This is a genomic window from Enterococcus sp. DIV1375a (assembly GCF_051712205.1).
GTDB classification, from domain to species: Bacteria; Bacillota; Bacilli; order Lactobacillales; family Enterococcaceae; genus Enterococcus; species Enterococcus faecalis.
The window spans coordinates 1852347-1877488 of the sequence record NZ_JBIOOM010000001.1; the positions used below are offsets into that span (position 1 = coordinate 1852347).

A 25142-nucleotide genomic window follows, 5' to 3' on the forward strand; every position below is an offset into this window, starting at 1 on the left:
TTACTCATCTCCTATAACCTTCATTACATTCAATAACTGAAAGGCTTCCGTATTTTGAATAGCTGTCACAACTTGTTGCATTTGTGCTTTTGATATCTGGTGTGTAATGGCAACAATTCTTGCTCGCTGTCCATCTGATCTCTGTTGAACTAATTGATCAAAGCTGACTTCTGCTTTAGTCATTAATTGTGTCAACTGCAAAAATTGTCCTGGTGTATCTGGAACATCTAACGAAAAATAGTACTGCCCAAATACATTTTCGGAACGCGTCAATTGGGTTTTATGTTGATACGAATTGAACATATGGCCAGTCGTTGTCAAGCGAATGTTTTTAGCAATCGTAATTAAATCACTGACAACACTGGTTGCTGTCGGTTTAGCGCCAGCTCCTGGACCGTAATACATTGATTCGCCCACACCTGCACTTTTTATAAATACTGCATTGTACTCATTCCGAACAGATGCAATAGGGTGCTTTTGATTGACTAGCATAGGCGCCACTTCCACCGAGATACTATTCTCATTTTGTTCAGCAGAGCCAATCAATTTGATTTCATACCCCAGTTGTTTAGCCATAGCGACATCATCTAAAGACAATCCGCGAATTCCACGAATATCAACTTGTGGTAATGAAACATTCATCCCAAAAGCAAATTGACTTAAAATAACCATTTTATAGGCTGCATCGATTCCATCGACATCATTTGTCGGATCCGCTTCAGCAAATCCCAACGCTTGCGCTTCTGCTAAAGCTTCTTCATAACTTTTATCAGCAGAAACCATTTGCGTAAGCATATAATTCGTCGTACCGTTCACAATTCCTAAAACTTGTTGAATATTGTCTGCCGCTAAGCTATTAGCAATTGTTCTTAAAATAGGAATCCCGCCAGCAACACTTGCTTCGTAATATAAATCACAATGATGTTTTTGGGCTAACGCTACTAATTCACTCCCATGTTGCGCCAGTAAATCTTTATTGGCAGTCACAATATGTTTGCCCTTTTCTAAAGCTTTCATGATATAGGTTTTGGCTGGTTCAATGGTTCCCATTAATTCCACAACGATTTGAATCTCTTTATCTTCTAAAATATCATCAATTGAAGTTGTTAAAGACAGACCGTATTCTTCCGCTTGCGCTTGTTTCGTTTCAAGATTTCGGACAAATGCTTTTTCAATGACTACATTCATTCCTGTCACTTGTGAAATTTTCTCTTGATGTTCTTTCAAGAGAGTTAAAACGCCAGTGCCTACAGTCCCTAATCCTAGTAACCCGATCTTTAAGGTATCCTTCATTTTTACCTCCATCAACAGCGCTATTCTAGTTACGCTATTTTTTCCTACTTTTTATCGATGTTCAATATGCTCAAAGGTCTGATTTAAAATATCTATTACATGATGATCATCCAATGTATAAAAAATCGTTTTTCCTTCGCGACGTGCCTTGACAACCCGGCTATCTCTTAATAATTTTAGTTGATGAGAAACGGCGGACTGTTCCATTTCCAATTGTTCACTAATCGCCGTTACATTATGCTCGCCTTCTTTTAAAAGTAGCAAAATTCTTAAACGTGTTGGATCACTTAATACTTTATATAATTGACTTACTTGTTTGATTTCTTCCATTTGTTTCATTATAGTCGCCTCACTTTGCACTCATTATAACACAGAGTTTTTTAAAATAAGAACTGCGATTGTTCTTTCCTACGAAAAATATGGCACAAAGAAAGTTGGAAAAATGACAAACTTGTCGATTTTCCAACTTTCTTCATCTATTCGTGGTTGGCTTGCTGAACTGCATCCATCACGGCATAACGGAAGCCATTTTTTTCTAGAGCTACGACACCGCGAATCGTACTTCCTCCTGGAGAAGTCACTTCATCTTTCAATGCTCCTGGGTGTTTTTTCGTGTCTAAGGCTAAGGCCGCCGTTCCTTTTATCATTTGAGCGACAATTTCATAAGATAAGTTCCTTGGTAGCCCTTCTAAGACTGCTGCATCTCCCAATGCTTCCATAAAGATATCAACAAAAGCTGGACTGCAACCAGCCACAGTACCAAAAGTTTCCAGTTGCGCTTCACGAATTTCTTTGACTAACCCTAAAGTAGCAAGAAGTTCCATTACCAGTTCCTTCGTTTGGCCTTCAATTGTTGGTGCCAAGGCTACGCCAATCACGCCTTGATTCACGCTAACTGGTGTATTAGGAATGGCATGAACAACTTTGGCTTCTTTATTGCCAAGGGCCATTTGTGCTTCTTGTATGGTATGACCTGTTGCAACAGAAATCAATAGACTTTCGTTGGAAAAATGAGGAGCTAATTCCTGAAGAACAGGTAACACGACCTTTGCTCCTGTCGCAATAAAAATAACCTTACATTCTTGGAAAAGTGCATAATCTGTGACAAGTTGAAAGCCCCACTCTTTTTGAAGTGCTTCTGCTGTTCCACTTGAGCCACCTTTCACATATAAATGTTCCTTCTTGACTGCCTCAGCTTTTAGTAACCCTTTAATCATGGCACCGCCCATACTGCCAGCACCGATAAAGCCAATTTTCATAGCATTCCCTCCTTAGTTAAATAAAGTGTTTGTGTCAAAAGTCAATTAGCTTTTGACACAAACACTAACATTCGTACTTTTTTCCGTACAGCCTGTTTCGTTTATTTTATTTTGTTAATTCATTAACGACTGCTTCAAACGCAGCAATTTTTTCAGAAGCTTCTGAACTACTTGTTGCTTTTGTCGCTAGATAGAATTTAATTTTTGGTTCTGTTCCTGATGGTCGGATAGCAATCCAACTACCATCTTCTAAATGATATTTCAACACATCAGAAGGAGGCATTTGTAATTGTTCTGTTTGACCATCTGCAAAAGTGCGTGTTAATTCTTTAAAATCTTCCGTTTGAGTAACTTGAATCCCGGCAAACTCAGTTGGCGCTTGTTCACGACATTTTGCCATTAAAGCTTTGATTTTACCGCTGCCTTCAATTCCGCTCATTGTTACGGAAATAGTTTTTTCTTCAAAGTAACCAAATTCTTCAAAGATATCTTGTAAACCATCGTATAATGTTTTTCCTTGTTTTTTATAGAAAGCCGCTACTTCTGCTAATAAAACTAACGCTTGAATTGCATCTTTATCACGAACAAAAGGTTTCACTAAGTAACCATAACTTTCTTCAAAACCAAACATAAACGTTTGACTGTGGTCTTCTTCGTATTGTTGAATTTTTTCAGCAATAAATTTGAAACCTGTTAAAACATTAAACATCTTCGTATTATATTTCTCAGCAATCGCTGTAGCAAGTTCACTAGAAACGATTGATTTTAGAACCGCAGCATTTTGAGGCAACGTGCCTGCTTGTTGATGGGCTTCTAAAATATAATGAATCATAATTGAACCTAATTGATTTCCTGTTAATACTTGGTAGTCTCCGTTTGGCATCCGCACAGCAGCACCTAAACGATCAGCATCTGGATCTGTTGCAATCAATAAATCAGCGCCTTCTTTTTCCCCTAAACGAATCGCATATTCGAATGCCGAATGTTCTTCAGGGTTTGGTGACTTAACTGTAGTAAAGTCAGGATCAGCAACGGCTTGCTCAGGTACTAAAACAAATTTTTCAAAGCCGGCTTGTTTTAATGCCTTTTCTCCTAACATTTTCCCAGTTCCATGTAAGGGAGTGTAAACTAATTTTAATTCTTTACCCATTTCGTTAATTAATTCTTGATTAATCGTAACTGTTTTAATTTCTTTCAAATACGCATTATCGACTTCTTCACCAACAATGTTAATTAAACCGCTGTGGGCAACTTCTTCATCTGATAAGACATCAATTTTCAAAGGATTTTCGATACTACGAACATATTTAGTTAATGCATCTGCATCAGCTGGCGGCATTTGACCACCGTCTTCACCATAGACTTTGTAGCCATTATAGGCAGCTGGATTGTGAGAAGCCGTAATCATGATTCCCGCAAAAGCTTTAAAGTAGCGGACTGCAAAAGATAATTCTGGTGTTGGTCGTAAGCTTTCAAACACAAAAGAAGGAATATCATGTTTAGCTAATGTTTTAGCTGCTTCCATTGCAAATTCTGGAGACATATGACGTGAATCATAGGCAATGGCTACACCGCGACGTTTTGTTTCAGGATTTTGCGTATCCATAAAACGTGCAAGCCCTTCTGTCGCTTGACGAACTGTAAAGATATTCATCCGATTAATACCGGCGCCTAAAATTCCACGCATCCCGGCAGTCCCAAATTCTAATGGTGCGTAAAATGCATCTTCACATTTTTCAGGATCTGTATTTAAGTCCTTTAATTCATTTTTTAAATTTTCTGGAATATTTTCTTCATTTAACCATTGTTGGTAAACTTGTTCCCAAGACATGGAAAACACCTCATTTGTTTTTTTGTTTTTACTTTTTAAGTATAGCATTGGATATTCGTTTAGAAAAGGGAAGTTGTAGCGTTTTCTCTCAGCAAATGATTTTTATAAGAAAAATCTTACTTACTGTTCTATTTTTGTTTGTCTATTTTCAGAAAGCTGTCGTGTAATCCGTACCATTCGCTCACAAAAAAGAGGCATTTCTTCTGGTGAAATTCTGGAACAGTTCAAGCGAATACTTCCACGTTTTTCACTAAAAGCGACACTTGGTGCTACCAAAACACCTTCTCGTAAAAACACTTGCCAATCTTCTGGCTTAAGTGCCCCTTGACGCCAATGTGCCCATAAATAAAAGCCGCCCTTTACTGGCGAAACTTCCCATTCTGGCAACGATTTAAATACTTGATATACAGCTGTTGCTCGTTGTTCCACTTGTTTATTTAATAACGTAATTTTTTCAGAAAAAGAAGAATCTTCAATCGCCATTTTAGCGAGCATCTGCGGAAAAATACTCAACGAAACATCCATCATTTTTCTGGCTTCTGCAATTTGTTTCGTCACGGAGGCGGGCGCACTTAACCAACCAATTTTCGTGGTCGAACCTAAAATTTTTGACAACGAACCGATATACAAGACATTATCTGGATCTAATTTTTTTAAAGGAGGAATTTCTGTTTTTGGGATAAAACTTAGCTGCCCAAAAACATCATCTTCTAAAATAGGAACTTGATACGTTTGACAGACTTTCACAAGCTGTTCTCTTTTTCTTAAAGGCATCACTGTCCCAGTGGGATTTTGAAAGGAAGGATTAACCATAACCATTTTGATGCGATGTTGTCGGATTGTTTGTTCTAGCGCTTCAAGATCAATCCCTTCCTCTGTCATGGGTACACCAAATAAGCGCACACCAGCAGCTTGGAAAATTGGTAAGGCATAGAAGAAAGATGGATCTTCTACGGCAACACTATCTCCTTGTCTCAATAAAACTTGCAAAACTAAAAAAAGTGCTTGTTGCGCACCTGAAGTAAGCAATAAACTTTCACTTGGTAAATGAAGCTGATATTCCGTTGCTGTAATGGCTTGGATTTCTTTTCTTAACGGCAAATAACCTAATTCATCTTGTGCTTCCTCTTTTAAAAATTGTTTCCAATTTAATGCTGGAAAATCGAAACTGGGAATTAAGTCTAACGGTAACTCACCTGTATACATATCTAAGTCAGTCGGCAAATTTTGTTTAGCACGTAACTCAATCTCTGCCACCAAGGGATGAACTTGTTTGAACACATTTTGTTCTAAATAACGATGCCAATCCGTTCGTGGCGTCATCATTACCCCCCATTTTCCTTCGTTGACGATCGTTCCACTCCCTCTTTTTCGCACAATCCAGCCTAAGTCCACCAGTTCATCTAATGCATGAACAACGGTTGAACGATTGACAGACAAGTATTCTGCCAGTTTACGTTCCGAAGGGATTTTTTCGCCTGGTAATAATTCGCCTGTTTGAATCTTTTGAACAATCATTTCCATAATACTGCGATAAATGGGAACATTTTGTTCTTTTTTAAGTTGCCACATAGCCATCACCTCAACAATTGGATGAGTTAAAAGTAATCCAGTTTAATGCTTTTGTCAATCGAAAATACAAGAAAAGTGGGGCAGCCGTTTTGACGAATGTCCCACTTTTCTGTTTTACTATTAACAGGTTTGTCTCAATACTTGTGTAAAAATGCTTGGATGGTGTTATAAAAGATTCCTGCGAACATAAAGATTAACCAACTAAACCGCCAATCCCCTAAAACAAAACTAATAAATAAATAGAGTGCAACAACTAAGGGCCAATAAACGGATGCAATAATTGCACCGACAGGATTTCCCACAGGTCCTTCCTCTGTTTTTGTTTGCTGAGGGGCATACTCAGGATGACCAACATGTTCTGAATAAAAATAAGTTTCATTCAACAATTTATTAAAACTTCCTTTAATTACTCCACCAAATATAAACAAGAAGACACCAACCGATACTAAAAAGAAGAGCCAACTAATCCCCATCGTTCCATTATAATATTGTCCGCCCATCATTTGATGCATGGAACGGCGCATCATCAGATGAAGGCCACTACTAAAGACAACAACTGGGATTAAACCCAAAATACAAAAAACGACGCCCGCTGCCATACAAAAAATAAATGATCGTTGAAAACTTTGTTCTCTTTGTGCAACTTCTTTTTTTAACTTAGTCGGAATCAATCGTTGCCCCAGTTGTTTATCCATTGCAACAAACCGATTACCAGCAACAATAAATAATGGAACGCCAATTGCCACACCTATGAAAAGACAAACTAAACCGAGACCGTTAGAAAGAACACCACGCATACCAACCAGCAAGCCAACACCCACCATGATTGCAACAACACCAAGACCAATTTGAATAGCACCTTTACGTTGGACAGCTAAATAGTCAAGTCCTTCCTCCACTGAAATTTCTGGCAAACCGTTCATTAAATCGTTTGTTTCATCCACTTGTTTATTTTCTAAATTCAATTCTTCCATTAATTCATCAATAGTACCAAATTCAGAAATAATTGTACCAATTGCTTCATTTTCCGATTTTCCTTGGCTGAGCAAATCTTCATAACGATCCTCAGCATTTGCTAATAAGTCCGCCTTTAATTGTTTTGTTTCAGATGTTTCAACAACGCCTGAAAATAAGCTATCAATAAATTCTTCTATAATTTTCATTTTCCCATCTCCTTTACAAATGCTTCGACGACGTCTTTTGTTACTTCCCATTCTAGTAACTTTTCTTCTAAATAACGCTCTCCTGCACGGGTTATTTGATAATAGGTCCGCTTTTTGCCATGCGTTACTTCTCCTGGAAATGATTCAATGTAGCCATTTTTCTCTAAACGTGTAAAAGCAGAATAAAGTGTCGTTTCTTTAATCGAATATTGTTCTTTAGAAATTTCACGAATGCGTTTAGAAATCGCATAACCATATGAAGCGCCGGATTGTAAGATTGAGAGAATAAAGGTATCGTTGTATCCTCGAATTGCATCACTACCAATCACATAAATTCCTCCCTCAAGTACTTCAACTATCGTACTACGTCTGTCGTTGTAATTATCTTAACACGATTACTACGATAGGTAAAGTAAAAAAAGCACGTAATGCAGAAATCATTTTAATTTCTGCACTACGTGCTGTCTTCTTTTCAGTCTATAGTTGAATCTTAAATGGTATCACCATTAAAAATAGAATTTTTTACAATCACATAATCAACTTTACGAATCGCTTCTAAATCGCGACCTCCCGCGTATGAAATGGAAGATTGTAAATCTTGTTGCATTTCGACTAAAGTATCTGCCAACTTCCCTTTATGGCGTAACCAGATTTTTTTCCCTTCAACGTTTTTCTTTTCGCCTTTTTGGAATTCAGAGGCGCTACCAAAGTATTCTTTGTAAACAACGCCATCTTCCACTTTTGTTTCACCTGGTGATTCTTCATGTCCAGCAAATAGTGAACCAATCATGACCATAGTTGCCCCAAAACGCACAGATTTTGCAATGTCTCCATGGGTCCGAATCCCACCATCTGCAATAATTGGTTTCCGAGCAGCTTTGGCACACCAACGTAAAGCCGCTAACTGCCAGCCACCTGTCCCAAAGCCAGTCTTAATTTTAGTAATACAAACTTTTCCTGGTCCAATCCCCACTTTGGTGGCATCGGCTCCAGCGTTTTCTAATTCGCGAACGGCTTCTGGTGTTCCAACATTGCCCGCAATAACGAACGTTTCTGGTAAAAATTTTTTTAAGTGTTGAATCATATTAATCACCGCATTTGAATGACCATGGGCGATATCAATTGTCACGTAGTCAGGAACTAAACCTTCTCGGGCTAACGTTTCAACAAAAGCGTATTCCCCTTCTTTCACGCCCACACTAATTGACGTGATCAAGCCCTTTTGTTGCATTTTTTTAATAAATGGCACTCGCGCCTCTTCATCAAACCGATGCATGATATAAAAATAACCATTTTCAGCAAGGGTTTCCGCAATCGTTTCATCAATAATTGTTTGCATGTTCGCTGGAACGACAGGCATTTTAAACGAATGTTTTCCTAAAGTTACTGTAGTATCACATTCAGAACGACTATTCACGATACATTTATTGGGAATTAATTGGACATCTTCATAATCAAAAACTTTCATACTTACTGCCTCCTAGTTATTTACAAAAATAACGTAAAAACCGAACATTCGGTCATTTAACGTTCGTGTTTACAAACACCATTGTTAATTTACACTATTTACCGCCACTTGTCAAAGGCGTTTTAACGAAAATTAATCTTTTTACCCTTCTTGAACGTTTGGTAAAATGGCCTGCAATAAAATAGCAACAATTGAGGCAGTTGCCACGGGTGAACTAAATAAATATTGTAAAAATTGTGGTAGAGTTTCCAAAAACTCTTTTGGTAACAATGTCAACGCTAATGTCATAATAATCGGAACGGCAATTACATACATCTCTTTTTCATGAATTGTTACATCACTCATGACTTTCATTCCACTTACAGAAATGATGCCACAAACAACCACAAAAACGCCGCCGATAACTGGTGCCGGAATGGCCGAAATCAAGGTGGAAAGTTTTCCAGATAAGCCAAATAAGACAAACCACGCACCTGCAGCCACAAAAACCTTGCGACTAGCAACTCCAGTGATTGAAATAATCCCAGCATTTGTAGAGTAACTAGTTACTGGCGTGCCGCCAATGAATGAAGAAACTAAGCAACCTAAGCCTTCACCAATTACGCCGCGATTAATTTTTTCTTCGGTCAAAGGTTCAGCGACAACATGACTCACAGCAAACCAAGTGCCTGTTGTTTCCGCCATTAAAACCAGATAAATAACTAACATCGTGGCAATAGCTGACCAATCAAATTGGAAAGAAAAGTTAACTAATGGTAACTGAGGCAAACTAAACCAAGCCGCTTCACTAACGGCTGATAAATCAAGTACCCCTAATAATTGTGCCGCGATGCTCCCAAATAATAATGCCAAAATAACAGAAGAAACGCGGAAAATCCGCCCTTTTTTCAAAGCAGAACCTAATAGTGCAAAGAAAATCAACGTCCCCGCTGCTATAAATGCTAATAAAATATTTTGTCCTAATTCCCCTTTTGCATGGTAAATATTATCCGATAAAGCGACTGGCATTAACGAAAGCCCCACCACAAAAATAATTGTTCCTCCCACAATTGGTGGAACAAATTTAGTGATTAAACGATTAAAGATACCAGTAAATCCTAATATAATAACAACAATTGCTCCCACTAAACTAGCACCTAAAACTGCGCCCCAGCCATTTCCTTGTTGGTTATTGGCAAAATAAATTCCTGCAATTGCCCCGATTGGAATAAATGAAGGGCCTTGCGCAACTGGTAATCTCATACAAAAATGAGATTGAATAATCGTGGCAAGTCCTGCTGCTATGAATGTCGCTTGGACTAAAGAAGACGTTTGTGCTGTGCTAATCCCAATAATTGAAGCAATGATCACAGGTACGACGTACACGTCCATTGCTAAGACATGCTGAATCCCTAACATAGTGGCCTGCCCAAAAGATACTGAATCTTCTGGTCCCACTGTTAAATGAAGATTATTTTGTTTCTTTTCACTCATTTTTTATACTCCTTTAGTTGCTGACATTAAATTTTTATCATGTACTTTTTCACCTTGTACCCAGACTTCTCGAATATTTTCTGGTCGTGCTAAATATAAGATTTTTTGGAAAATATCAAGCAATGATTCCCCTGGATTTTTAGGGATTCGTGCTTGTGACAAGCTTGTATTAATAATTTGAACATCCCAAGCATACCCTTTTTCTAATTTTCCAATTGGCAAACTTAGTGCTTGACCACCACCAGCAGTAGCTAAATAAAACGCTTCATTTACTGTAATCCGTGCTGTTTTAACACCTCGTACTTCTGTTTTTTTTGTAGCATCGACGCCATCTTCTAACATTCTAGAAGAAATAACCGCTTGCTTTAAATTGTCAAAAAGACTTGGTGAAAAACCACCTGAAAGATCACTGCCTAAACCAACTTCTACTTGATGTTGATGTACTAATTTTGCAATCGGTGTTACTGCATTACCAAAATAAGCATTAGAGATTGGGCAGTGCGCTACAGCCGTCCCTGTTTCATGGAATAAATTCATATCTGCTTCTTCTAAAAAGCCTGCATGTGCCATCACTGCTTTTTCTGTCAATAAACCAAAATCATTCAATGCTTGAGCATCATTTTTTCCAAAACGTTCTTGAACAAATTGATGTTCCCAATCACTCTCACTACAATGACTTTGAACATGGACTTGATATTTCGCTGCTAATTCTCCTAATCCTTTAAGTGCTTCCTCTGTACAACTAGGAATGAAACGCGGAGTTACAACGGGATATACGCCTTGTTTTGTTTGCTGCGCTAATGTTTGAATTTCTTGAATAAACCGTTCCGTTTCTTCTAATGCTTGTTGCGTTGTTTGATCACGATAGTATTCAGGATTCTCATTAAGATCATCCATTACAACTTTACCAATTAAGCCACGCTGCCCTTTTTCCGCACAAATCTCTGCCAAACGACGGCTAGCTTCATAATGAATGGTTGCAAAATAAAGGGCTGTTGTTGTCCCATTAGCTAACAATTGGGTTACCAGTTCATCATAGACTTGTTGGGCAAATGTTAAATCTGCAAATTTGGACTCTAAAGGAAACGTGTACGTATTCAGCCATTCATACAATGGAATATCCAAGGCGGTCCCAGATTGTGCCCACTGAGGTGCATGGACATGTAAATCAACAAAGCCGGGTAAAAGATAAGAATCTTGGGGCAATTCTTGAAAACGTTGTGCCTCTTTTTGTTCTGCTAGCACAGTTTCATACGCTTCAGCATCTGGTTCAATTATTTCCTGAATTACTCCGGCCTCATCTATACAAAAAAGTGTCTCTTCATAGACTTTAATCTCTTGCAAATTTTTACTAGAAAAACCTGTTCCTTTTATTACAAAATGAAACATTTAATACTCCTCCTTACTATCACATGAAGATTATACATAAACTTTCGCTTAATAACTATAAAAATGTGATTTTTTTAAAAAAAATCCATGTTCAAACAAGCAAAAACCGAACATTCTAAGAATGATTTATTTTTTCTTTGGATAAACAAGAAAACTTTCTATTCTTAAGATTCTTCGGTATACTTGAAGAGAATCGTTAGAACTTTAGGAGGTCCTGAGATGATACAGATCGAACAAATTAGAACAGGTGTTATTCAAGAGAACTGTTATCTTGTTTATAATGAAGAAGCATTATTAATTATTGATCCAGGTGCAGAAGGAGCAAAACTAATTCAAGAAATTACCCGTTTAGGGAAGAAACCAGCCGCTATTTTATTAACACATACTCACTATGATCATATTGGTGCGGTAGAAGAATTGCGCCATCATTATCAAATCCCTGTTTATGTTAGTCCATTAGAACAAGCGTGGCTTTCCAATCCTATTTTGAATCTTTCAGGATTAGGCAGACATGATGATATAGCAAATATTATTGTTCAACCCGCCGAACACGAATTTAAACTAACCGATTATGAAATTGGCGGCATGAAATTTTCCGTAGTCCCAACACCTGGTCATTCAATTGGTAGCGTCAGCTTTGTCTTTGATGATTTTGTTGTTGTTGGGGATGCATTGTTTAAAGGTAGTATTGGTCGTACCGATTTACACACTGGTGATATGCAACAATTATTACACAGCATTACGACCTATCTATTCACTTTACCAGAAGAATTTCCTGTTTATCCAGGCCATGGTGATGCCACAACCATTCAACATGAAAAAGCCACAAACCCATTTTTTAATTAGAGATTTATTCACTATTTAAAGAAACTTAGGAGGAGTAGCAATGACTGAAGCAACGACACTTTATATTATTCGTCACGGAAAAACGATGTTTAATACGATTGGCCGTACCCAAGGCTGGTCAGATACCCCCTTAACCAAACAAGGAGAAGAAGGCATTTATCATTTAGGCTTAGGTCTTAGAGACATAGACTTTAAGGAAGCCTATAGTAGTGATAGTGGTCGTGCCATGCAAACCGCTCAGATTATTTTACAAGAACATCAAAACCACCAAAAGATTCCTTACCTAACCGATAAACGGATTCGTGAGTGGTGTTTTGGTTCTTTAGATGGTGGCTATGATGGTGAACTTTGGGGTGTGGTGCCACGCATTTTAGCTTTTAAAAGTTATGAGGACATGATGACCACGAAGATTACCTATCGCGAGTTAGCAAATGCTATTATTGAAGCCGATACGGCTGACTGGGCAGAGCCTTATGAAGTTATTCGTGATCGTGTTTGGTCTGGTTTCGAAGATATCGCTCATCATCGAGAAAAAAATGGTGGCGGCAAAGTCATGGTGGTTTCCCATGGACTAACAATTTCCTTTTTACTTTCCTTAATTGATGCAAGTTTGCCTATGCAGATGGCGCTGGAGAATGGTAGCGTGACGACCTTAACTTACGAAAAAGGGACATTTACCATTCAAGGAATTAATGATATTTCTTATATTGAAAAGGGAAAAAAGATCGCTGAAAAGCGCCGTTGATAGTAAAAAAAGAGAAGGTTATCTGTCAAAATGACAGATAACCTTCTCTTTTTATTTATTCTTTTAAACGTTCTACATTTTTTCTTGAGATTTGAATTTTTTCTAAGGTTTCCTTATAGTTTTTTGCTGCATAAGCAAAAAATAAAACATCGACTACATACAATTGTGCCACCAAGGAAACAGTAGCCGCACTTCTCAATGGCACGTCTTCCCCACTAGAGGTTTGAAGGACGATATCACTTTTTTCACCAATCACTGATTTTTCATCTTGTGTGATACTAACAATAGGAATCCCTTGCTGCTTCGCTAAATCAGCTAAAGTACTTGCTTCTTTATTCGTTCCAGAATTAGAAATAACAATAAAAACACTAGGCTTTTCTGTTGAGCCTAACATAGAAGCAAATAAATGATGATCCAATGTTGTAAATACCGTTCGGCCTAATCGCGTAAATTTTTGATAAATATCTTGAGCAACCAACGAAGATGCACCCAACCCATAGACAAAAATTACTTCTGTTTTTTCCAACAAATCAACGGCTTCATTCACTGCGACATCCTCTAATGTCTGACCGCTTCGCTCAACCACATGAACAAAGCGCGCCTGTAACTTTTGTTTAATGTCAGCTGTTGATTCCCCCTTAGTAACTTCAGTGTACATTTGCTGCTTCATTTGGCCAAGATTTGCAGATAATAAAAGTTTCAATTCTGTGAAGCCATTCACATCCATAGAATGACAAAAGCGAATAATTGCCGCTGGACTTGATCCTGCTTGTTTCGCTAGCTCTTGCGCATTCATTGAAATAACTGTTTCTGTATTTTTTAAAATATATTCTGCGATTTTTCGTTCTGATTTTGGTAATTGTTGTAGACGATCTTGGATAGATAAGACAATATTTTGTTGCATAAACACCCCTCCTGATACACCATTTCCTACGCAATTAAATTTTAACAAAGAAAAAGGGAGAAGCCAAGTTCTCCTTTTTCTATTTATTATTTAGTTGTTTGCATATCTTTAGGAATCCCAAAGAATAACGTTGCTACAAAACCACCTGCGTAAGCAGCCAATAAACCTAATACATAAGCAAGCCATTGGTTGTTGGCAATTAATGGAATTAAAGCCACCCCACTTGGTCCAATAGCAATCGCACCAACATTACCGAAGGCCCCAATCACCGCACCACCAATACCACCGCCGATACAAGCAGTAATGAATGGACGTCCTAATGGTAAAGTAACTCCGTAGATTAATGGTTCACCAATACCTAAAATCCCAACTGGCAAGGCACCTTTAATCATTTCAACTAATTTTTTATCTGATTTACAACGAATCCATAATGCTAAAGCTGCACCGACTTGTCCCGCACCAGCCATGGCCAAGATTGGTAATAACAAAGTCATCCCTGTTTGATTAATCATTTCAATGTGGATTGGCGTCAAAATTTGATGTAAACCAAACATTACCATTGGCAAGAAGGTTAAACCAAGAGTAAAGCCAGCAACCATGCCACCTTTTTCTAAGACAACATTGATAATACCAACTAAGCCATTAGAAATAGCTCCGGCTACAGGCATGATTAAGAAAATAGTTGCTAAGCCAATCACTAAAAGTGAAATGGTTGGCGTTACGATAATATCAATTGATTCTGGGACAATTTTATGCAATTGTTTTTCTAACAAGGATAATAACCATACGGCAAAAATAACACCGATAATTCCGCCTTGTCCTGCAGATAATGTTCCCCCAGTGAAAATATTACTGATTGGAGCATCTGGATTCATTCCTGTCAACATTGTGACTGCCCCAATAACACCACCCAACGCTGGCGTTGCACCAAAAACGCTGGCACTGTTAATCCCAGTGTAAAGAGCTAAATAAGCAAAAATCCCATTTTTAATGATATTTAAGACATCAATATATTGTTGCCATGAAGCTGAAATATCACCAGCAACAACTAAGTTAGACATAACAGCTGCAATCCCGCCAATAATACCAGCCCCAACAAAGGCAGGAATCATCGGAACAAAGATACTAGAAATGGCTTTTAACACTTTTTTAAATGGTGAAGTGTTATTTTGTTTCGCTTTTTGTTGTGCTTTCATTTGAGCGGCTTTTTCTTCTACTAAATCTTTTCCAGATTTGCCTGCTGAATCATCAGTTGCGGTGCCATGATTAAATGGTTCTCCCAATTTGACACCTGCTTGATCTACCATTTCTTGTGCAACCTTGTTAACAGTCCCTGGACCAACAACTACTTGCAACGTATCGTCTTCTACGACGCCCATAACGCCATCAATTTTTTTCAATCCTTCAATATCCACTTTGTCATAATCGCGGATATCCATACGAACACGAGTCATACAATGAATGACTTTGTCCACGTTTTCTTGACCACCAACTTCTTTATAAATCCCATCAGCAATGCGTTTAATTCTTTCTTCTGCCATGTTAAAACACCCTCCTAATTCCTTAATTTAATGTATTCTTGATAAATTGATTCCCGTCAATTAATTTTTGTGTTGCTTCTTCTTTAGTACTATCAGTTAAAATCATTACAATTGCTAACTTCACATTTTCTTCTGCTTCTACAAATTTTAGTTCGGCAACTTCATAACTACAACCCGTTGCTTCCATAATAATCCGTTTGGAACGCTCCACTAATTTTTCATTGGTTGGTTTTACATCAACCATTAAGTTATTGTAGACTTTCCCAATACCAATCATGGAAATAGTTGATAACATATTTAAAATTAATTTTTGAGCTGTCCCAGATTTCAAGCGAGTCGAACCTGTTAAAAATTCAGGTCCTGCATCTACTTCAATCGGCATTTGCGCATATTTACTAATTTCGGCATTTTTATTACATGCCACAGTTGCGGTGGCTGCTCCCACCGTTGTAGCATATTCTAAACCGCCAATTACGTAAGGCGTCCGACCACTGGCTGCAATCCCAACAACAATGTCATTTGCTGATAATTTTAGATCAACTAAATCTTGACGACCTAGTTCTTTTGAATCTTCGGCACCCTCTACTGCGACAGTCATTGCTTTTTGTCCACCAGCGATGAGGCCTTGAACCATCTCTGGCTCGACGCCAAAAGTTGGTACGCATTCGGCTGCATCTAAGACACCTAACCGACCACTCGTACCAGCGCCCATGTAGATCAAGCGGCCGCCTTGATTGAAGCTTTTGATGATGGCTTCTACCACTGGTTCAATGGCTGCTAATTCTTGACCCACTGCCATTGCAACTTTTTGGTCTTCTTGATTCATTTTTTGTAAAGCTTCTTTGACACTCATCTCATCTAAGCCCATTGTATTTTCATTTCTACGTTCAGTTGTTAAGTTTTCTAAATTCATTCTCTATCGTTCCTTCCGTGACTAGCGTAAATTGATTGCCTGCCTTGATTAACGGCAATATCGTTTGATCTTTTTCAATAATTTGTGTAATCGTATTGACTTTTTCATCTTTCGGCAAGTCCACCAGTGTGACTTGAATTTCTCCCATATAGCGACCATATTTTTCATTATCAATCGTTACGGTTCCCACTGGACGGGCTTCAGTCTGCTCTGACTCAATCGTTGCAATTTCATCTTTTCTGAACATTTCACTCGTTCTTGATAATTCACTTCGCAAAACATCTCTTGCAGCATCTAAACGATTGGTATGAGTCCCAAGTATTCGCTTCAAATAGCGGCTCTTGCTAGGTGCTACTTCTAACAGAAATTGATTGGTTTGGTGATAATAACCAAATTGAGCCATGGTTCGCTCACTAATTTTGGGATCACCAATATAAACAGCATCGACATAAGGATCAGCCATCAAACCAACGGCAGCGGCGAAAGGATTTTGCCCACGATGTTTTTCTAATGTTGGTAAACCAGCAAAAATTGGGCCTCTTGTTTGCCCATCTCCTGGCACAAAAGTAAAAACTTGTAAGCCTAATTCTTTAAGCCAGCGGTTCTTTTCATTAAAAAATGTTGTTCCAATGCCTGTTTCAGGTCTTGGATAATAATTATGCCAAGCTTCTAAGCGAGAAAAGTCCGCTTGGTGAGCCTTTAACTCAGCCACTTCTTCCAGTGTAATGGTACTAGCATTCAATCCTATATCAATCTTATGTGAAGCATGAGCCATTTGTTCTATCGTAATGCCATAGTCCATCCGGAGGCCAGTTACGCCCAACTCAATTAAAGGCTCTAATTCATCGAAAGAAAAACCCGCTCTTTTTAACGCTTCACCTGAAATATCTACCATAATTTTCATTTTTTCTGCCTTAGCAATTGCCCCTAAATCAGTCAAGCGTTGGCGGTAAAGGGAAGTATCATCTTCTGGAATGTGTAAAGAAGTGAAAATACCATCAAATCCAAGCGCTTTCATCTTTTTGATATAAATAATTGTATCGTTTGTAATCTCTTCACCAAGAAAAACTGAAATACCATACATCTTTTTAGCTCCTCTCTAATACGCTTTCATTATAACTTGTTTGAAATAATATTTCAACTATTTTTCTAAATATTTTTTAATCCCAAAATAAAATTTTATTTCTGTTCAAAAAAAACGAGCGTGGAACAAAAATCACTTTGGATTTTTGCTCCACGCTCAAAAACTGATAAACGGCGGGAACAGAACCAACTCCTTCGGAAATAAGCCGAAATTCTCCAAAAATCAACGATCAATTTTCGGAAATTTCTTCTTATTTCTCGGAGCTAAACGGTTCTGTCCCGACCTCGTCTAATGCATTAATTGGCTGTGGCAGAGCCAACTGGTGTACCAGCTGTAACCACGCCAGTTTTCTCTAACGAAAATTGTGCTACTTTATCCATGTTGGTAATGATGACAACCATTTCAGTTCCTTTACCAGCTGCTTTAATTGCTTCTAAATTAGCAATTGCGACCACCGTATCTGCAGTCACTTGGTCGCCTTCTTTCACTTTAATAGTGAACGGTGCCCCGTTTAACTCCACCGTATCGATACCCATGTGTAATAAAATTTCAAGACCGTTTGTCATTTTTAAACCAATGGCATGTTTTGTTTGGAAAACGCTTAAAACTTCTCCTTCAATAGGTGCATAAATTTCACCATTTTCTGGAACTACTGCGTAGCCATCTCCCATCATTTTTTGTGAAAAAACAGGATCATTCACTTCACTAATTGGGATAACGGTTCCATTGGCAACGGCATACATTGTATTATTTTCGACAACTTCATTCTTTTTCTTCAAAAATCCAAACATTTCTCTTCCCCCATTTTTTAAAGTATCACTAGTATAGAAAAAAGTTTCATGAATTACAAGTGGCACCTTTGTATAATTCTAAAATTTATTTTAAAATAAGAATTTGCATTGGCATTTACTTTGTCAGCGGGTATACTTATACTTGATGTGTTTTGCATTTATTTCAGAAAGGAATGGTGACATGCTTTTTGCTAACCTATGGAAAGCAATTATTCTTGGTATTATCGAAGGAATTACCGAGTGGCTTCCAATTAGTAGTACCGGACATTTAATTTTAGTGGATGAGTTTATTAAACTCGATCTAAGTAAAGATTTTATGGAAATGTTCAACGTCGTTATCCAATTGGGAGCAATTATGGCGGTTGTTATTTTATACTTCCACAAATTGAATCCTTTCTCACCAAAGAAAAATGGCGAAGAGAAAAAAGATACTTGGATTCTTTGGTCTAAAGTCTTAGTCGCTTGTTTACCAGCGGCAGTTATTGGTCTAAAATTTGATGATTATTTAGATGCACATTTTTATAACTTTTTAACAGTATCGATTATGTTAATTGTTTATGGGATTGCTTTTATTATCATTGAAAAACGAAATAAAAATGTTGCACCGAAGTGTACTAATCTAAAAGACTTCACTTATAAAGCCGCTTTAATCGTTGGTGCTTTCCAAGTACTGGCATTAATTCCAGGAACTTCACGTTCAGGAGCGACCATTTTAGGGGCAATCTTAATTGGGGCCTCACGTTTTGTTGCAACAGAGTTTTCATTTTTCTTAGGAATTCCAGTAATGTTTGGAGCAAGTTTTTTAAAGATCTTTAAATTCTTGGCCAAAGGAAATACGTTTGGATCAGAAGAAATCATTATTTTATTAACTGGCTCTATTGTTGCCTTCGTTGTTTCCATCATTGCGATTAAATTCTTATTGAATTACTTGAAGAAAAACGATTTTACAGTTTTCGGTTGGTATCGTGTAATTTTAGGTGCGATTTTAATTGGCTACTGGTTATTCTCATAAAAATAAAACCGTTGCTTTCACTATTGAAAGCAACGGTTTTATTTTTTTAAATCGCCAAACGTTATCCGCTCAATCCCCTGTTCTTCAAACCACTGACGAACACGAGGATCACAAATCGTTGCTAATTCTTTGCAGCGTAAAGTGGTATAAGAAGAATTGTCTAACACAAATTGATCCAAATACCCAACATCAAAATGCATCTCAGCAATTGCCGATTCCGGCATCCGTAATAAACCAAAGTCATCTTCTAAAAAATTCTCCACTGATACGCCTTCGTGAATATAAGATAACGCGCCAGACTCTAACAAATGTGTCACCTGGAAATAACCTTGTTGCGGTGGATATTCTTTTTCCCCACTATATTTCAGGGTTGTATGAAGTCCGTACTCTTCTGCTAATTCTAAAAATACTTGATCAACCACTTCATCACCAATCGAATGGCAATCAAAATGTTCAGGATAATGTCCAGTTAGTTCCTTAAAGCGCGTCAATTGTGCAATCGTTTCAAGTCGTACTTCTTCATATACGAAGGTTACTTGCTTTTGTTGACGATAATAAGAAGAGCGATGAAAATTGCCTTGTTCATCTACCAGTGAAGGAATCATACATGGGTCCGCACAAGGTTTCCCTAATAAAAAATTCGTATGCTGACCTACAAATAAGCCTGGATAATTTTTTGCTAACGCAACGGCGTGTTCTGCTGTTGGTAAATTGGGCATCAAAAGTGTCGACGTTGTTAAACCATCGACATAACTTTTGATAATGCCATGATTAATCGCTTCTGACATCCCAAAATCATCAGCATCAATAATTACTTTAACCAACAGCTCCCCCTCTTTTCTTTACGTATTTTTGATGACAATTCCGACAATAATATTAACAGCTGATTCACAATCATTAATCGTGCGCTCAAGCTGATCGTAAACATCTTTCCACTTGATAACTTTTAATAAATCTTTTTCGTTGGTCATCAAATCTTTCATGGCGCTACTGTATAATTTATCGCCTTGAGATTCAATCGTATTCACTTCATCAATCAATGAAACTAACGTTTTAGAATTCTTAAATTTTGCAAATTCCTTCGTTGCTGATTTAACGCCTTCTGTCGCTTTAACAATATAAGCAGTTAATTCTAGCGCGGGCGCAATCATTTCTTCGACAACTAAATGATCAAGTAAATAAGACAAACTATTAATGCTATCAATAATGTTATCTAAGTGATCCGTAATATCGACAATATCTTCTCGATCAATCGGCGTAATAAAGGAAATATAGAGTTCATTTAAAATTTTGCGAACAATTTCATCATTCTCTTTTTCCAATTGATGAATCACTTCTGATTTTTTTACTAAGTTTTCTAATGAATAATTGTCTACAATTTCTTGCAAAACCTTTGCCGCTTCACAGGCATTTGTTGCTAACTGGTTTAATTCTCCAAAATAATCAAATTGTTTTTTACGTGCCATGTTTTTCTCTCCTTAAAAAATTGCAATAAATAATTTTGACATCACATAAGCGATCAGCCCACATCCTGGGAAAGTTAAAATCCATGCTATCAGCATTTCTTTCACGATACGCCAGTCAACACTTGAGATTCGCTTAGAAGCACCTACTCCCATAATCGCTGTCGTTTTTGTATGAGTAGTTGAAACTGGAATCCCAAAAGCCGATGCTAAAAATAAACAAATAGCCGTGCTTAAATCTGCAGTGAAGCCTTGATAGCGTTCGAGTTTTACCATATCCATCCCGACTGATTTAATGATTCTCATGCCGCCCACAGAAGTTCCAATGCCCATTGTAATGGAACACAGAACCATAACCCATAACGGAATCACAAAACCGCCACCTGTTTTTTCGACTAAATTATTATAAAAAAGCACTAACATGAACACGCCCATAAATTTTTGCCCATCTTGCGCACCATGTAAAAAAGCATTAGCTCCTGCACCAAAGGCTTGCCCAACTGTAAAAAATTTGTTGGCTTTTCTTCTAGGCACAGCCGAGAAAGCTTTCACAACAAGTTTGGCAATCAAATAACCGCCGCCAAAGCCCATAACGGTAGAAACAACTAGGCCAACAAGCACTTTGATCCATTCCGAGCCATTGACTGCACCCAAACCACCTAATGCCATTGCCGAACCAGTCAAGCCGGCAATTAACGCATGGCTTTCACTTGTGGGAATACCAAAATACCACGCAGCAACTGCCCAAACCACAATTGAAAAAAGCGAAGCAGCCAAAGCCACCTGTGAAGCGTTTCCATTTGCGTCAAAACTAACAATGTTGCTAATCGTTTCAGCTACTTGGGCATTAAAAAAGGTCATGACTAATGCACCTAAAAAGTTCATCACAACAGCCATCCAAATTGCGACATTCGGCTTTAACACCCGAGTCGAGACAGCGGTTGCAATTGCGTTCGGCGCATCCGTCCAACCGTTAACAAAAATTACACCCATTACCAAAGTAATCGTTACCAATAATGCAATACTCACAAAGACACCACCATTTTTCATTTATCTATTTTATCATAGCATGTTTAAAAAAAAATGTATGCTTTTTTCTTAAGGCTCTGGCAAATTTTCTTATTTTTTTCTTGAAATTGTCTGTTAAGGAAAAAAACTTGTCGTCTTTTATTGCAATGGAACAATGGATTAGGTATAATGATTACTGTTGAATTACATTGGCTGACCAGTGTAAAACCTAAATCATCGGAGGTGAAACAAATGCCAAATATCGAATCTGCAATCAAACGCGTACGTACAAGTGCTAACGCGAATGCGAAAAATTCATCTCAAACAAACGCAATGCGTACAGCAATCAAGAAATTTGAAGAAGCTGTAGCTGCTGGAGCTGATAACGTCGATGCTTTATACAACGAAGCTGTTAAAGCTGTTGATATGGCTGCAACTAAAGGTTTAATCCATAAAAACAAAGCTAACCGCGATAAAATTCGTTTAAGCAAATTAGCTAAATAATGTGAGATAGAAGTTAGCATTCATGTTAGCTTCTTTTTTCATCAAAAAATGTCCAAGTCTGTTTTCACAAAGACTCGGACTTTTTTTTATAAAGGTGAATCAATCCACGGTAAATCTGTTGTGAGATGTTGACTAAATAATTTAGTCTCTTCTCGCAAAGCTAAACGTTGTTGTCTTCTTGTTTCATAATTGGAACAAATCAACTTTTCTTCTGCAGTTTCTGGGACGACTGCCGCTAATTGGAAGTCACTTTCGGGATTCATATGAGACGGAATGGCTACAAAAGTTGTAAAACAAGTCGCCGCTAAATAACGCTCTCCAGTTGTTAAATCTTCTCCTACAACTTTAACAAATACTTCCATCGATTTATGATGCACGCCAGAAACAAACGTTTCAACACACACTGAGTGATTTTCTTTTAAAGGTTTTAAAAAATTCAAGTTATCTAAAGATGCTGTAACTGCCCCTCTCCGACAATGTCGTGAAACGGAAATGGATGCGGCGTCATCAATTAAAGACATTAATTTCCCACCAAATAGTGCACCAAAGGGATTTAAATCAAAGGGAAATACACGATGTGTTTGAATCACTCGTGATTCTCGACAAAATTTTTCTTTCGTCATTAACGATTCCTCTACTTTCATTTATAAACTTTTCCACGCTTTACTTTAGCTTACTTTACCATTTGATGCAATCCTTACTTTTTAGGAAACATTTAAAAAATAACAAATTTGCAAGTCCCATTTATTCATTTTTAGGAAAGTTGCTGTATAATAATAACGGTTAAAGAACTTTTAAGGAGATGGATACACATGAAAATTGCAATTGCTGGTGCCGGCGCTATGGGCAGCCGTTTAGGAATTATGTTGCATCAAGGCGGAAATGATGTAACTTTAATCGATCAATGGCCCGCGCACATTGAAGCCATTCGTGAACATGGTTTAATCGCTGATTTTAATGGAGAAGAAGTTGTCGCAAAACTACCAATCTTCTCACCAGAAGAAATTGACCATCAAAATGAACAAGTAGATTTAATTATTGCTTTAACCAAAGCACAACAATTAGATGCAATGTTTAAAGCGATTCAACCAATGATTACTGAAAAAACGTATGTACTATGTTTATTAAATGGCTTAGGTCATGAAGATGTACTAGAAAAATATGTGCCAAAAGAAAACATCTTGGTTGGCATTACCATGTGGACAGCTGGTTTAGAAGGACCGGGACGTGTTAAACTTTTAGGTGATGGCGAAATTGAATTAGAAAATATTGATCCTTCTGGTAAAGAATTTGCTTTAGAAGTCGTCGATGTCTTCCAACAAGCTGGTTTAAATCCAAGCTATAGTAGCAATGTTCGCTACTCTATTTGGCGGAAAGCCTGTGTCAATGGTACGCTAAATGGTTTGTGTACAATCCTTGATTGTAATATTGCCGAATTTGGTGCACTACCTGTTAGTGAATCCCTTGTTAAAACATTAATCAGTGAATTTGCAGCAGTCGCAGAAAAAGAAGCCATTCATTTAGATCAAGCAGAAGTCTATACACATATTGCTCAAACTTATGATCCAAACGGTATTGGCTTGCACTATCCGTCTATGTATCAAGATTTAATTAAAAATCATCGTCTCACAGAAATTGATTACATCAATGGTGCCGTTTGGCGCAAAGGACAAAAATACAACGTAGCAACACCTTTCTGTGCCATGTTGACACAGCTTGTTCACGGAAAAGAAGAACTATTAGGAGCTAAATAAAAAGAAAGTGCCAGAGACAATCGTTGTATGACGTTTGCCTCTGGCACTTTCTTATTTTGCTTGTGCAGTCAATTTTAAAATAAATAATTGGAATAGTAATTCTTTATCCATTTGGCCCGTTTTCATGCGGTAATCATTTTCAACTAATTCATCATAAAGTCTTTCTAATCGAGACAATTCAAATCGTCGGACTTGTTGTAACGCTAACTTGACTCGATAAGGATGAACCTTTAATGTATCAGCGATATTCGCTTGTTGATAGCCCATCTTAGCCAAAATTTTGGTTTGCAGAAAAAGGCGAATCTGATTCAATAAGATTGCATTTAACTTAATGGTTTCTTCTCCTTGTAAAAGTAAATCTTCATACAATTGAACAGCTTTTTCACTGTTTCCAGAAAGTACTTCGTTGGTTAAATCAAAAACATTATGTTCCAAAGACTTAGGGACTAATTCTTGAACCGCACCTCGTGTAATTGTCTTCGTTTCAAGGGCATATAAATACAGCTTCTGTAATTCTCCCATAATTTTTGATAAGTTCAAGTCTGTCAATTGAAGTAATAAATCAAAAGCATCGGAGCGAATAGTGTACCCTTCGCTCTCAATCGTTTGAGAAATGTACTGACGAATAGCCTTTTCATCCATTGGATTGACGTCAACTACTGTGGCATTTTTTTTCAATGCTTTGGTAATTTTTTTGCGTTCATCTAATTTTTCATAAGAGGCCATAAAAACAAGAACAGTTGTTGGTGATGGACTTTCCAAATAATTCAATAAAAGATTGACATCATGTTCCACACCGTTTGTTTTTCTTTCGGCAGTTAAAAAGTAAGGATTTTCCACAAAGACAAGGCGATAATCACCAAAAAACGGAATTGTTTCCGCTTCAGCAATCGCTACACTTAAAGGTGTTTCCTCCATATCAAATGAGAAAAAGTTAAATTGATCATCCTCTTCCGTCAACAATTCTTTCATCAATGTTGTTTTAAATAATTCAGTTAAATAAAGTTCTGTTCCTATTAATAAATACACTGGAGCGATTTTTTGCTCTCGCACTTCTTTCAAAGCTTTTTGTAACTCCATTGGCTCGCTCCTTTTCTCGTTTCTCTTGTTTATCCTATCATGTTACTTC

At 37.6% G+C, this 25142-nt stretch carries 25 protein-coding genes; 5 read left to right on the plus strand and 20 right to left on the minus strand.

Features of this window, described 5'->3' with window-relative positions:
• The 10 genes from IGJ63_RS09015 to guaD form a co-directional block, all read right to left on the minus strand.
• Window positions 1-1293, minus strand: a complete 1293-nt coding sequence (locus tag IGJ63_RS09015) for a homoserine dehydrogenase (RefSeq protein WP_010715370.1) — start codon at window positions 1291-1293, stop codon at window positions 1-3.
• A gap of 51 nt (window positions 1294-1344) precedes the next feature.
• Window positions 1345-1653 carry an ArsR/SmtB family transcription factor gene (locus tag IGJ63_RS09020; protein ID WP_002382758.1) on the minus strand — a complete coding sequence of 103 codons (309 nt, stop codon included), beginning with the start codon at window positions 1651-1653 and terminating at the stop codon, window positions 1345-1347.
• A 116-nt stretch (window positions 1654-1769) separates the two neighbouring features.
• Complete coding sequence (gene proC, locus IGJ63_RS09025; protein ID WP_438746315.1) at window positions 1770-2552, minus strand: pyrroline-5-carboxylate reductase; 783 nt, start codon at window positions 2550-2552, stop codon at window positions 1770-1772.
• A 106-nt stretch (window positions 2553-2658) separates the two neighbouring features.
• Complete coding sequence (locus tag IGJ63_RS09030) at window positions 2659-4383, minus strand: phospho-sugar mutase (protein ID WP_438746317.1); 1725 nt, start codon at window positions 4381-4383, stop codon at window positions 2659-2661.
• A gap of 120 nt (window positions 4384-4503) precedes the next feature.
• Window positions 4504-5955: a PLP-dependent aminotransferase family protein gene (locus tag IGJ63_RS09035; protein ID WP_025194205.1), complete on the minus strand. Its 1452-nt coding sequence runs from the start codon at window positions 5953-5955 to the stop codon at window positions 4504-4506.
• Window positions 5956-6089: 134 nt separating this feature from the next.
• Window positions 6090-7118 (minus strand): permease prefix domain 1-containing protein, encoded by a 1029-nt coding sequence (locus tag IGJ63_RS09040; RefSeq protein WP_101732192.1) that lies wholly within the window; start codon window positions 7116-7118, stop codon window positions 6090-6092.
• Window positions 7115-7447 (minus strand): PadR family transcriptional regulator, encoded by a 333-nt coding sequence (locus IGJ63_RS09045; protein ID WP_002382752.1) that lies wholly within the window; start codon window positions 7445-7447, stop codon window positions 7115-7117. The genes IGJ63_RS09040 and IGJ63_RS09045 overlap by 4 nt, the downstream gene beginning before the upstream one ends.
• Window positions 7448-7608: 161 nt before the next feature.
• Window positions 7609-8586 carry a GMP reductase gene (gene guaC, locus IGJ63_RS09050; RefSeq protein WP_002362677.1) on the minus strand — a complete coding sequence of 326 codons (978 nt, stop codon included), beginning with the start codon at window positions 8584-8586 and terminating at the stop codon, window positions 7609-7611.
• A gap of 141 nt (window positions 8587-8727) precedes the next feature.
• The gene (locus IGJ63_RS09055) at window positions 8728-10059 is read right to left on the minus strand and encodes a nucleobase:cation symporter-2 family protein (RefSeq protein WP_033594486.1); all 1332 of its coding nucleotides are present in this window, start codon (window positions 10057-10059) and stop codon (window positions 8728-8730) included.
• Between the two features lie 3 nt (window positions 10060-10062).
• A complete protein-coding gene (gene guaD / locus IGJ63_RS09060) occupies window positions 10063-11448 on the minus strand; it encodes a guanine deaminase (RefSeq protein WP_057086445.1) in 1386 nt (461 codons plus the stop codon).
• A 219-nt stretch (window positions 11449-11667) separates the two neighbouring features.
• Between guaD and IGJ63_RS09065 the strand changes: the two genes are divergently transcribed.
• Window positions 11668-12294: an MBL fold metallo-hydrolase gene (locus IGJ63_RS09065; RefSeq protein ID WP_002356716.1), complete on the plus strand. Its 627-nt coding sequence runs from the start codon at window positions 11668-11670 to the stop codon at window positions 12292-12294.
• Window positions 12295-12334: 40 nt separating this feature from the next.
• Window positions 12335-13039, plus strand: a complete 705-nt coding sequence (locus IGJ63_RS09070) for a histidine phosphatase family protein (RefSeq protein WP_002364444.1) — start codon at window positions 12335-12337, stop codon at window positions 13037-13039.
• 55 nt (window positions 13040-13094) lie between these two features.
• On the opposite strand, the gene IGJ63_RS09075 is transcribed toward IGJ63_RS09070, so the two are convergent.
• The 5 genes from IGJ63_RS09075 to IGJ63_RS09095 form a co-directional block, all read right to left on the minus strand.
• Window positions 13095-13943: a MurR/RpiR family transcriptional regulator gene (locus IGJ63_RS09075; protein ID WP_002385762.1), complete on the minus strand. Its 849-nt coding sequence runs from the start codon at window positions 13941-13943 to the stop codon at window positions 13095-13097.
• 86 nt (window positions 13944-14029) lie between these two features.
• Window positions 14030-15484, minus strand: coding sequence for a PTS transporter subunit EIIC (locus IGJ63_RS09080; RefSeq protein WP_002382747.1), 1455 nt, complete (start codon window positions 15482-15484; stop codon window positions 14030-14032).
• Between the two features lie 22 nt (window positions 15485-15506).
• Window positions 15507-16397, minus strand: a complete 891-nt coding sequence (gene murQ, locus IGJ63_RS09085; RefSeq protein WP_002356712.1) for an N-acetylmuramic acid 6-phosphate etherase — start codon at window positions 16395-16397, stop codon at window positions 15507-15509.
• On the minus strand, window positions 16372-17481 hold the full coding sequence (locus IGJ63_RS09090) for a DUF871 domain-containing protein (protein ID WP_002382746.1): 1110 nt from the start codon (window positions 17479-17481) through the stop codon (window positions 16372-16374). Before IGJ63_RS09090 ends, murQ begins: the two co-directional genes overlap by 26 nt.
• A gap of 296 nt (window positions 17482-17777) precedes the next feature.
• Window positions 17778-18338, minus strand: a complete 561-nt coding sequence (locus IGJ63_RS09095; protein ID WP_002382745.1) for a PTS sugar transporter subunit IIA — start codon at window positions 18336-18338, stop codon at window positions 17778-17780.
• Between the two features lie 115 nt (window positions 18339-18453).
• Between IGJ63_RS09095 and IGJ63_RS09100 the strand changes: the two genes are divergently transcribed.
• Window positions 18454-19284, plus strand: a complete 831-nt coding sequence (locus IGJ63_RS09100) for an undecaprenyl-diphosphate phosphatase (protein WP_002356708.1) — start codon at window positions 18454-18456, stop codon at window positions 19282-19284.
• A gap of 38 nt (window positions 19285-19322) precedes the next feature.
• On the opposite strand, the gene IGJ63_RS09105 is transcribed toward IGJ63_RS09100, so the two are convergent.
• Genes IGJ63_RS09105 through IGJ63_RS09115 form a run of 3 tightly spaced genes read right to left on the minus strand, consistent with a single transcriptional unit; the run spans window position 19323 to window position 21797 of the window.
• A complete protein-coding gene (locus IGJ63_RS09105; RefSeq protein ID WP_002374323.1) occupies window positions 19323-20108 on the minus strand; it encodes a ChbG/HpnK family deacetylase in 786 nt (261 codons plus the stop codon).
• An 18-nt stretch (window positions 20109-20126) separates the two neighbouring features.
• On the minus strand, window positions 20127-20750 hold the full coding sequence (locus IGJ63_RS09110) for a DUF47 domain-containing protein (protein WP_101731682.1): 624 nt from the start codon (window positions 20748-20750) through the stop codon (window positions 20127-20129).
• 12 nt (window positions 20751-20762) lie between these two features.
• Window positions 20763-21797: an inorganic phosphate transporter gene (locus tag IGJ63_RS09115; RefSeq protein ID WP_002356704.1), complete on the minus strand. Its 1035-nt coding sequence runs from the start codon at window positions 21795-21797 to the stop codon at window positions 20763-20765.
• 210 nt (window positions 21798-22007) lie between these two features.
• On the opposite strand from IGJ63_RS09115, the gene rpsT reads away from it, so the two are divergent.
• Entirely contained in the window at window positions 22008-22259 is a 252-nt protein-coding gene (gene rpsT, locus IGJ63_RS09120; protein ID WP_002356703.1) for a 30S ribosomal protein S20, read from the plus strand.
• Window positions 22260-22345: 86 nt separating this feature from the next.
• On the opposite strand, the gene IGJ63_RS09125 is transcribed toward rpsT, so the two are convergent.
• The gene (locus tag IGJ63_RS09125; protein ID WP_002382741.1) at window positions 22346-22903 is read right to left on the minus strand and encodes an acyl-CoA thioesterase; all 558 of its coding nucleotides are present in this window, start codon (window positions 22901-22903) and stop codon (window positions 22346-22348) included.
• A gap of 168 nt (window positions 22904-23071) precedes the next feature.
• On the opposite strand from IGJ63_RS09125, the gene IGJ63_RS09130 reads away from it, so the two are divergent.
• Window positions 23072-24013 (plus strand): 2-dehydropantoate 2-reductase, encoded by a 942-nt coding sequence (locus tag IGJ63_RS09130; protein ID WP_002382740.1) that lies wholly within the window; start codon window positions 23072-23074, stop codon window positions 24011-24013.
• Window positions 24014-24064: 51 nt separating this feature from the next.
• On the opposite strand, the gene holA is transcribed toward IGJ63_RS09130, so the two are convergent.
• Complete coding sequence (gene holA / locus IGJ63_RS09135; protein WP_194177508.1) at window positions 24065-25093, minus strand: DNA polymerase III subunit delta; 1029 nt, start codon at window positions 25091-25093, stop codon at window positions 24065-24067.
• Window positions 25094-25142: the final 49 nt, after the last annotated feature.

Coding starts and splice junctions, on each gene's coding strand:
- IGJ63_RS09015 (WP_010715370.1), bottom strand. CDS start 1,293: ATGAAGGATACCTTAAAGATCGGGTTACTAGGATTAGGGACTGTAGGC.
- proC (WP_438746315.1), bottom strand. CDS start 2,552: ATGAAAATTGGCTTTATCGGTGCTGGCAGTATGGGCGGTGCCATGATT.
- IGJ63_RS09030 (WP_438746317.1), bottom strand. CDS start 4,383: ATGTCTTGGGAACAAGTTTACCAACAATGGTTAAATGAAGAAAATATT.
- IGJ63_RS09035 (WP_025194205.1), bottom strand. CDS start 5,955: ATGTGGCAACTTAAAAAAGAACAAAATGTTCCCATTTATCGCAGTATT.
- IGJ63_RS09040 (WP_101732192.1), bottom strand. CDS start 7,118: ATGAAAATTATAGAAGAATTTATTGATAGCTTATTTTCAGGCGTTGTT.
- guaC (WP_002362677.1), bottom strand. CDS start 8,586: ATGAAAGTTTTTGATTATGAAGATGTCCAATTAATTCCCAATAAATGT.
- IGJ63_RS09055 (WP_033594486.1), bottom strand. CDS start 10,059: ATGAGTGAAAAGAAACAAAATAATCTTCATTTAACAGTGGGACCAGAA.
- guaD (WP_057086445.1), bottom strand. CDS start 11,448: ATGTTTCATTTTGTAATAAAAGGAACAGGTTTTTCTAGTAAAAATTTG.
- IGJ63_RS09065 (WP_002356716.1), top strand. CDS start 11,668: ATGATACAGATCGAACAAATTAGAACAGGTGTTATTCAAGAGAACTGT.
- IGJ63_RS09070 (WP_002364444.1), top strand. CDS start 12,335: ATGACTGAAGCAACGACACTTTATATTATTCGTCACGGAAAAACGATG.
- IGJ63_RS09075 (WP_002385762.1), bottom strand. CDS start 13,943: ATGCAACAAAATATTGTCTTATCTATCCAAGATCGTCTACAACAATTA.
- IGJ63_RS09080 (WP_002382747.1), bottom strand. CDS start 15,484: ATGGCAGAAGAAAGAATTAAACGCATTGCTGATGGGATTTATAAAGAA.
- murQ (WP_002356712.1), bottom strand. CDS start 16,397: ATGAATTTAGAAAACTTAACAACTGAACGTAGAAATGAAAATACAATG.
- IGJ63_RS09090 (WP_002382746.1), bottom strand. CDS start 17,481: ATGTATGGTATTTCAGTTTTTCTTGGTGAAGAGATTACAAACGATACA.
- IGJ63_RS09100 (WP_002356708.1), top strand. CDS start 18,454: ATGCTTTTTGCTAACCTATGGAAAGCAATTATTCTTGGTATTATCGAA.
- IGJ63_RS09110 (WP_101731682.1), bottom strand. CDS start 20,750: ATGGCACGTAAAAAACAATTTGATTATTTTGGAGAATTAAACCAGTTA.
- IGJ63_RS09115 (WP_002356704.1), bottom strand. CDS start 21,797: ATGAAAAATGGTGGTGTCTTTGTGAGTATTGCATTATTGGTAACGATT.
- rpsT (WP_002356703.1), top strand. CDS start 22,008: ATGCCAAATATCGAATCTGCAATCAAACGCGTACGTACAAGTGCTAAC.
- IGJ63_RS09125 (WP_002382741.1), bottom strand. CDS start 22,903: ATGAAAGTAGAGGAATCGTTAATGACGAAAGAAAAATTTTGTCGAGAA.
- IGJ63_RS09130 (WP_002382740.1), top strand. CDS start 23,072: ATGAAAATTGCAATTGCTGGTGCCGGCGCTATGGGCAGCCGTTTAGGA.
- holA (WP_194177508.1), bottom strand. CDS start 25,093: ATGGAGTTACAAAAAGCTTTGAAAGAAGTGCGAGAGCAAAAAATCGCT.